The sequence below is a fragment of the Serratia sp. (in: enterobacteria) genome, from assembly GCF_046715635.1.
Taxonomy (GTDB): Bacteria; Pseudomonadota; Gammaproteobacteria; order Enterobacterales; family Enterobacteriaceae; genus Chania.
This window is the reverse complement of sequence record NZ_JBKJYW010000437.1, coordinates 1-6,786: the sequence shown is the minus strand read 5'-3', so window position 1 is coordinate 6,786 and position 6,786 is coordinate 1. Positions and strand designations below refer to the sequence as shown.

Sequence of the window (6,786 nt, the reverse complement as noted above, 5' to 3'; positions counted from 1 at the left end):
CAGCTTGAACCAGGCCCAGGTAAACAACCCGTACCAGGCGGTGCCGACGAGATACAGTAAAGGGGCATGCCAGATTGGCACGGTGCCTACCATGCTGAGGGAAAAGATGGCGGCAACCAGTGCGGCTGGTAGCAGGCGGGCATGCAGCGGACTGATCTCACCGCTGACGCCGAGCAACAGCGCCATTCCCAGCATCAGCAAGGGTAAGGGTAGATCCCACAGCAGGGCTTGTTGCAGCAGAAGGCTGCTGAGAGCGAACAGGGAACCGCCGACGACCAGACGTTTGAAAAAGCGTTTGTGTGGCGTATCCAGCCCGGCAATGTTGCAGCAGGCGGGCACCAACGAGAACAACATGCCGAGTTGCAGGTTACCAATTAGCAAACCAAACGCCACCGGCAGGCACAACACCAGCGTTTGCCGCAGTGCGTAGTTGACTTCCGGGTGGTAGATCAGGCGGCGCCACATGGTTGGCTATTCAGCAGGTAAAGAAACGGCGCATTGCTGCGCCGTTTCCTTGGGGATTAACGCGTACCGTACACGACAATGGTTTTGCCGTGCGCGGAGATCAGGTTTTGATCTTCGAGCATTTTCAAAATACGACCGACGGTTTCACGTGAGCAACCGACGATTTGGCCAATTTCCTGGCGGGTGATTTTGATCTGCATGCCGTCTGGGTGAGTCATGGCATCAGGCTGTTTTGCCAGGTTCAGCAAGGTCTGTGCAATGCGGCCGGTAACGTCAAGGAAGGCGAGGTTACCCACTTTCTCTGAGGTGACTTGCAGGCGGTTGGCCATCTGTGCGGACAGGCGCATCAGGATATCCGGGTTAACCTGGATCAACTGGCGGAATTTCTTGTAGGAAATTTCAGCCACTTCACAGGCGGTTTTGGCCCGTACCCAGGCGCTACGCTCCTGGCCTTCTTCAAATAATCCAAGCTCGCCGATGAAATCCCCCTGGTTAAGGTAGGACAGGATCATCTCTTTGCCTTCTTCATCTTTAATCAGCACCGCGACGGAGCCTTTGACGATGTAGTAAAGCGTTTCGGCCTTTTCACCTTGGTGAATCAGCGTACTCTTCGATGGATATTTGTGGATATGGCAATGAGACAGGAACCATTCGAGAGTCGGGTCTGTTTGCGGTTTGCCGAGAACCATTCGCTGTTATCCTCTGTTGTTATCGCTGCCTTGTATCACAGGGGTCAGAGTTCCCTGTAAAACGTGCTTATAGCCTGGTGTTTTAATAGTGGCTATCAACAGGTTTTGAGGCGTGTTATAGAAATACGCTTGTGCTCTAGCATATTAACTTGCAGGGAGAGCTGCAAGCTACATTCTGTTAACAAACCAATATAGGGGCCTTTCCTTGGACGTATCCCTGAAATCGGTGACCTGGAAAGAGTTATTGCGGCTCTGTTTGTAGCACAGAGTGAGGCGGGTGTCTTGTGTTGTCTCGCTTCAGCATGATTAGCGTCAGGTTACGTTGCCAGAATGTATGCGAAAGCGTACCCTGTTTTTAAGAAATTAACCGGAGTGTGTAACATGCAGGCAAGAGTTAAGTGGGTAGAAGGGCTGACATTCCTGGGTGAGTCTGCGTCCGGCCACCAGGTTTTGATGGATGGCAACGCTGGCGATAAAGCGCCAAGCCCGATGGAAATGGTGCTGATGTCCGTCGGCGGCTGTAGCGCCATTGATGTGGTGTCGATCCTGCAAAAAGGGCGTAACGATGTGCGTGACTGCGAGGTAAAACTGACCTCTGAGCGCCGTGAAGAAGCACCGCGTCTGTTTACCCATATCAATCTGCATTTTATCGTCACCGGCAAAGGGCTGACCGATAAGATCGTCGAGCGCGCGGTGGATCTTTCCGCCGAGAAATACTGCTCCGTCTCCTTGATGTTGGGTAAAGCCGCCAACATCACCCACAGCTTTGAAATCCGCGAAGTGGTTTGAGCCTACCAAGGGTAGCGCAGGCAGTGGGCTCGCAATAAATCAAGAAATCGCCGTGCCGTTACGGTTAGCGGCGATTTTTGTGAATATAGCACGCAATATTGAGCCTGCGGCAGCGTGTCGATCGGCAATGTCACCAGCCGATGCTGCAAATGGAATGGTGCACTCATCGCCCGCGCCACGATAGTCAGATAATCCGCCTCCAACACCATATTCAAGCCACAGGTCACTGAATCCGAGCGAATGGGCGAACGGCTCAATTGCTGATAGAAGGTGCCCAACACCGCGCGTAGCTGCTGGTAATAGCCCATATCGGTTTCCGGTAATAACCACTTGGCCTCACGCAGTTCGTCCAGCGAGGTTGCCTGCGCCAGTGGGTGCCCTTGGCGTGCAATAATACAAAAAGAGGCGCTGAACAGCGGTTCACGCACCAGATCCTCCAGCGGCAGTTCCGGGCTGACGGTAACTATAAGGCCCTGCTGAAGAACCCGATCGTGCTGCTGCTGTTTGTGGCAATCTTTTGCATCAATATCCCGTCGTACGGCCTGATGGCCTGGCTGCCGAAATTCCTGGTGCAGCAGCGTGGAATGCCGATTGACGTCTCCAGCATGGTGGTGGCCGCCGGTGGTTTGGGGATCTGGATCTCCTCACTCGGTACCGGCTGGCTGGTCGGGCGCTATCTGCAAGGGCGTGAGCCGTGGGTGATCTTCTTCAGTTCTCTGCTCAGCGCCTTGTGCATCTGGCTGGTGTTCACCAGCGAATCGGCGCTGACGGCCAGCCTGTTCTTGTTCCTGGGTTATATCTTCCTGATGGCCTCGTTCGTTACGGTGTTTACCCTGCCGATGAAGCGCCTGCCTACGGAGGTGATGGGAGCAGCGATGGGGCTGATTAACACCGGTGGCACCTTGGGCGGTTTTGTGGCACCTATCGCCATGGGGTATTTGATCACCATCAGCCACAACTACATGACGACGTTTATCTTTTTGGCACTGGCCATGGTGGTTTCCGGGCTGGTGATCCTGCCATTGGCGGGTAAAGCACGCCAACCGGCACTGAATTAAGGAGTATGCACATGAACATTGAACAGCTGATTGCTGGTGTGGAACAACAGGTATTGCAGTGGCGTCGTCATCTGCATGCCAATCCCGAGTTGTCATTTCAAGAGGCGCAGACGGCAGACTACATTGCTGCACAATTGGCCAGCTTCGGCCCGCTGAAAATCACCCGTCCTACACCCAATAGTGTGGTGGCCGAATTGCAGGGTGCCGTGTCGGGGCCTTGCTATGCATTGCGCGCTGATATCGACGCCTTGCCGATCCAGGAGGAAAGCGACGAACCTTTCTGCTCGACCCGGCCAGGGGTAATGCATGCCTGTGGCCATGATGCCCACAGCGCGATACTGCTGGGCGCGGCCAGCGTGCTGTGCCAGCTTCAGGCGCAGTTGCAGGGCTCGGTGCGCTTTATCTTCCAGCATGCCGAAGAAGTGCCGCCGGGCGGAGCCCAACAGTTGGTGGATCTGGGGGTTCTGGATGGTGTAAAGATGATCTTTGGCCTGCATGTCATGCCCAACTTCCCTACCGGTGAGGTGGGGATGAAGCAGGGCGTGTTCAGTGGTTCCAGCGATAACTTCGACATTGTGTTGCAGGGCAAGGGTGGACATGGCTCGATGCCGCATCTGTGTATCGATCCGGTGCCGATTGGTGCGGAGATCGTTAGCGCCTTGCAGCAGATCGTGGCGCGTAAGCTGGATCCGTTAAATGCCCCGGTGTTGACGGTGGCGACCTTCCAGGCAGGCGATAGCTATAACGTCATCCCAGACAGCGCGCGGCTGGCGGGAACGCTACGCACTCATAATCAGGAAGTCCGTGAGCGGGTACCGCTGTTGGTTGAGCAAACCGTCGCTGGGATCAGCCAGGCGCACGGTGCCAGCTACAAGGTTGACTGGACGCGTGGCTATACCATTGGCAATAACCATCCTGATGCCTGCGCCATTGCGCGCGAGGTGGTGGCCGAGGCCGTGGGGCCACAGGCGCTGCGGGAATTGACCAGCGCGATGTTTGGCAGCGAGGATTTTTCTTCTTATCAGGAGAAAGTGCCGGGGTGCTTCCTGTTTATCGGCAGCGGTAACGAGGCGATCGGTGCCACCTACGGCGTGCATAATCCCCGTTTTAAACTGGACGAGGCGGCGATGCAGATCGGCGTGAAACTGCACGTCGGTTTTATCCGCCATCTATTGATGCGTTAACAACTGTGGGCGCGGTAGTGAACTGACCCTAAGAAATTTTCCGCGCCTGTAGCTCCACCGATACGCAGTGTCAGATGTACAAATCTGTTGCTTAGCCGATCTCTAGATGCAATTCGCTTATGGACACCCCCTGCCGTTCTGCTCTTCGGCGACAGAACTCAGTTCGACAGGTTGCCCAGGCTCGATTCTCTGGAGAGGCGGCCTTCAGGGACGCCAGAAACCAGAAATTCTGTGCCTCTCCCCACACTTCTTCGCGTTCTCTCTCTGATGCCTGTTTAGCCAACTGAGAAAACACCGCTTTTTCCCCTCTAATGAACATAATCATTACAGGGAACGCACACGCATGGCGTAATCTGTGTCACTCTCTGACATGTTATTGAGCCTCCCTCCTCCCTGCTGAGAGACGCTGAACCAAGGCTGATTGATATTCTCGCCATTCTTTCTCATCATCGCGTGTTCTCTTTCTTCACTGTCATAGACTTTTATAAATAAGGTGATAATAGAAAAGACTGCATATTACGCACACCTAACTTCTTTAATCCCTGGAGTTTGTAATGACTGACTGTCTTGACGTTTATTCCCAAAGATTCGCCTACTTGTGCCGGTCTCTTTCCTGAGATGAGGGCGCTGAGGACCGCGTATTCTCGAGAACTTAATCCTTGCCACTCAAAGGGCAAAGAGGGAAGTTCATTCCCAGTTAGAATGTCCTCGATTTGCAAACGCAATGCCGACACCGAGTAAGAGAGGTCCAAGCCGCCTACCACTATGAACAGACTGATTAAATACCGTATGTAGGACATGTCCGCTGTGTCAAATGTGAGCAATACCAAACATTGTGGGTGATGTTGGTATATCTGTTTTATGAACCGCTCTACTTCTCTCATATGGCCCGGAGGAAAATGTTGTGGTGATAACAACAACAGATCTACAGAGGCAACAGAGACAAGTTGTTTCTCAATATCACAAATATGTTCAGCATCAATCACATCATAAGCAGGCGACAGCAGCGCCTTCATTCCCAGGCGCGTAAAGGAGCATGGATGCACAAGGGCTACTGTCTGCCTCGGTTTTGTTTCTCGAGTTAAAGAAGTCATCTGGATTATGCCCTCCAGTGAAGAGTATTAGCACCTAGGTGAGTCTCAAGGCAAAAATTCTGGAGCCTCTCTTGAGGTAAGGGTAAACAAGTGTTTTGTTTCAGCAGAATTGAAGCCAATCGTGACAATGGGGTCGCACTGCTGAGAATAGCGTCGGCCTGTTGGCAGACACAGGGTAGGGTTGACAACTGATGAGCGCTTTCCGTATCGAATAGGATAAGGGTTCGCCATTCAGGTGGGCAGGTGGCATAGAAATTGTCGAGAGTACGGCATGCGGAATTCGTCACACCATTTGTGACATGAAGCACAACCGTATCCGGTTTTAGCCGACCCACCTGAAAAAGGGGGGACTGTGGAAAAATCATGGTTATCAACAATGGCGTAAGGCGGTAATGTGCCTCCTCTCGCTCGAGAATAGCTTCCACCGCTGCCGCCATGTAGGCATGAGGGGATATAATTACGATATTTTTATTACCCATAGTTACTTTCCTATATTTATCAGTATCTCCACCACGGCGATTTGCCAGTGACATGTTTAAAAAAACGCCCTCACCAAAAGTTGTAAAAGGGCCGGTACGCAATAGCGCTATGATCGAAATAGTTAAATTAACGTTGTCTTGATTCAGTATTGAATTAATGTCTGGTTGCATTATCAACAGCGACTACGGGAAGAGATACATTTACTCTATTAATAAAAAAACAAAATTCACCTAAAGACATTTGTTTTCATGTAGTTTTTATTAATCAATTAAAATACAATGATATAGGGCTTTCTTAAGCTAATCTTAACCCCCTTAAAGAGAGATATATAAGCGAACTGATGCGGAAGTTAAGGAACAAGCTCCATGAAAGAGCACTGAATTTCGAGTCGTCTCTCCTGGCTATTATGAAACAGTGAGTCGCTATAAATGTAAAAACAAGGAGGTGTAGGTTATTCGGGAGGAATTAGTTGTAGGAATAAAGCCGACTACCCAGCTCATCGCAATATCAAAAAAAGAGGGTGCCCACTTCTGATGACGAGTTGATTGTCTTTCTAAAAAGGATAAGGCCCACGGATGGGCCGAATAACTCTGTGCAGGTAACAACGCCGTAGCTTGATAGATGACGGGTAGGATGACTTTACTCGATCTTCTTGCCTTCCATCAGCCGCTGCACCAGCGGTGCCATGATCAGTTCCATTGCCAGCCCCATCTTGCCGCCAGGCACCACCAGCGTATTAATATGCGAGATAAACGATCCTTGCAGCATTGCCAGCAGGTAAGGGAAGTCGATCTGATCCAGGCCACGGAAGTGGATCACTACCAAGCTTTCGTCCAGCGAGGGGATCGCCTTGGCGGCGAACGGGTTGGAGGTATCTACCGTCGGGACGCGCTGGAAGTTGATATGGGTGCGTGAGAACTGTGGCGTGATGTAGCTGATGTAATCTTCCATAGAACGGACTACCGAGTCCATCACCGCCTCACGGGAATGGCCACGCTCGCCGGTATCGCGGATCAGCTTCTGGATC

9 protein-coding genes and 1 pseudogene are annotated in these 6,786 nt (G+C 52.0%); 3 read left to right on the top strand and 7 right to left on the bottom strand.

The window, feature by feature from the left end; all coding sequences use genetic code 11:
* Both ACLQ7H_RS22855 and crp read right to left on the bottom strand, forming a co-directional pair.
* Positions 1 to 465: FUSC family membrane protein (locus tag ACLQ7H_RS22855; RefSeq protein ID WP_411754636.1), on the bottom strand; the 465-nt coding region annotated here is incomplete at its 3' end.
* A 56-nt stretch (positions 466 to 521) separates the two neighbouring features.
* Complete coding sequence (crp, locus tag ACLQ7H_RS22850; RefSeq protein ID WP_005969523.1) at positions 522 to 1,154, bottom strand: cAMP-activated global transcriptional regulator CRP; 633 nt, start codon at positions 1,152 to 1,154, stop codon at positions 522 to 524.
* A 381-nt stretch (positions 1,155 to 1,535) separates the two neighbouring features.
* Here crp and ACLQ7H_RS22845 point away from each other — a divergent pair, with 381 nt between their 5' ends.
* The gene (locus ACLQ7H_RS22845) at positions 1,536 to 1,943 is read left to right on the top strand and encodes an OsmC family protein (protein ID WP_411754635.1); all 408 of its coding nucleotides are present in this window, start codon (positions 1,536 to 1,538) and stop codon (positions 1,941 to 1,943) included.
* Between the two features lie 2 nt (positions 1,944 to 1,945).
* Here ACLQ7H_RS22845 and ACLQ7H_RS22840 read toward each other — a convergent pair whose 3' ends face one another.
* Positions 1,946 to 2,371: a LysR substrate-binding domain-containing protein gene (locus ACLQ7H_RS22840; protein ID WP_411754634.1), complete on the bottom strand. Its 426-nt coding sequence runs from the start codon at positions 2,369 to 2,371 to the stop codon at positions 1,946 to 1,948.
* Positions 2,372 to 2,434: 63 nt separating this feature from the next.
* Between ACLQ7H_RS22840 and ACLQ7H_RS22835 the strand changes: the two genes are divergently transcribed.
* Complete coding sequence (locus ACLQ7H_RS22835; protein ID WP_411754633.1) at positions 2,435 to 3,001, top strand: MFS transporter; 567 nt, start codon at positions 2,435 to 2,437, stop codon at positions 2,999 to 3,001.
* 5 nt (positions 3,002 to 3,006) lie between these two features.
* A complete protein-coding gene (locus ACLQ7H_RS22830; protein WP_411754632.1) occupies positions 3,007 to 4,185 on the top strand; it encodes an amidohydrolase in 1,179 nt (392 codons plus the stop codon).
* A 91-nt stretch (positions 4,186 to 4,276) separates the two neighbouring features.
* Here the strand turns inward: ACLQ7H_RS22830 and ACLQ7H_RS22825 are convergent, their stop codons facing one another.
* The 4 genes and pseudogenes from ACLQ7H_RS22825 to ACLQ7H_RS22810 form a co-directional block, all read right to left on the bottom strand.
* Positions 4,277 to 4,504, bottom strand: coding sequence for an ANR family transcriptional regulator (locus ACLQ7H_RS22825; protein WP_411754637.1), 228 nt, complete (start codon positions 4,502 to 4,504; stop codon positions 4,277 to 4,279).
* Positions 4,505 to 4,509: 5 nt separating this feature from the next.
* Positions 4,510 to 4,635: a hypothetical protein gene (locus ACLQ7H_RS22820; RefSeq protein WP_411754631.1), complete on the bottom strand. Its 126-nt coding sequence runs from the start codon at positions 4,633 to 4,635 to the stop codon at positions 4,510 to 4,512.
* A 32-nt stretch (positions 4,636 to 4,667) separates the two neighbouring features.
* Positions 4,668 to 5,279, bottom strand: a complete 612-nt coding sequence (locus ACLQ7H_RS22815) for a LuxR C-terminal-related transcriptional regulator (protein ID WP_411754630.1) — start codon at positions 5,277 to 5,279, stop codon at positions 4,668 to 4,670.
* Between the two features lie 1,119 nt (positions 5,280 to 6,398).
* Positions 6,399 to 6,786 (bottom strand): annotated as a pseudogene (locus ACLQ7H_RS22810) (phosphoribulokinase); the annotation flags it as partial.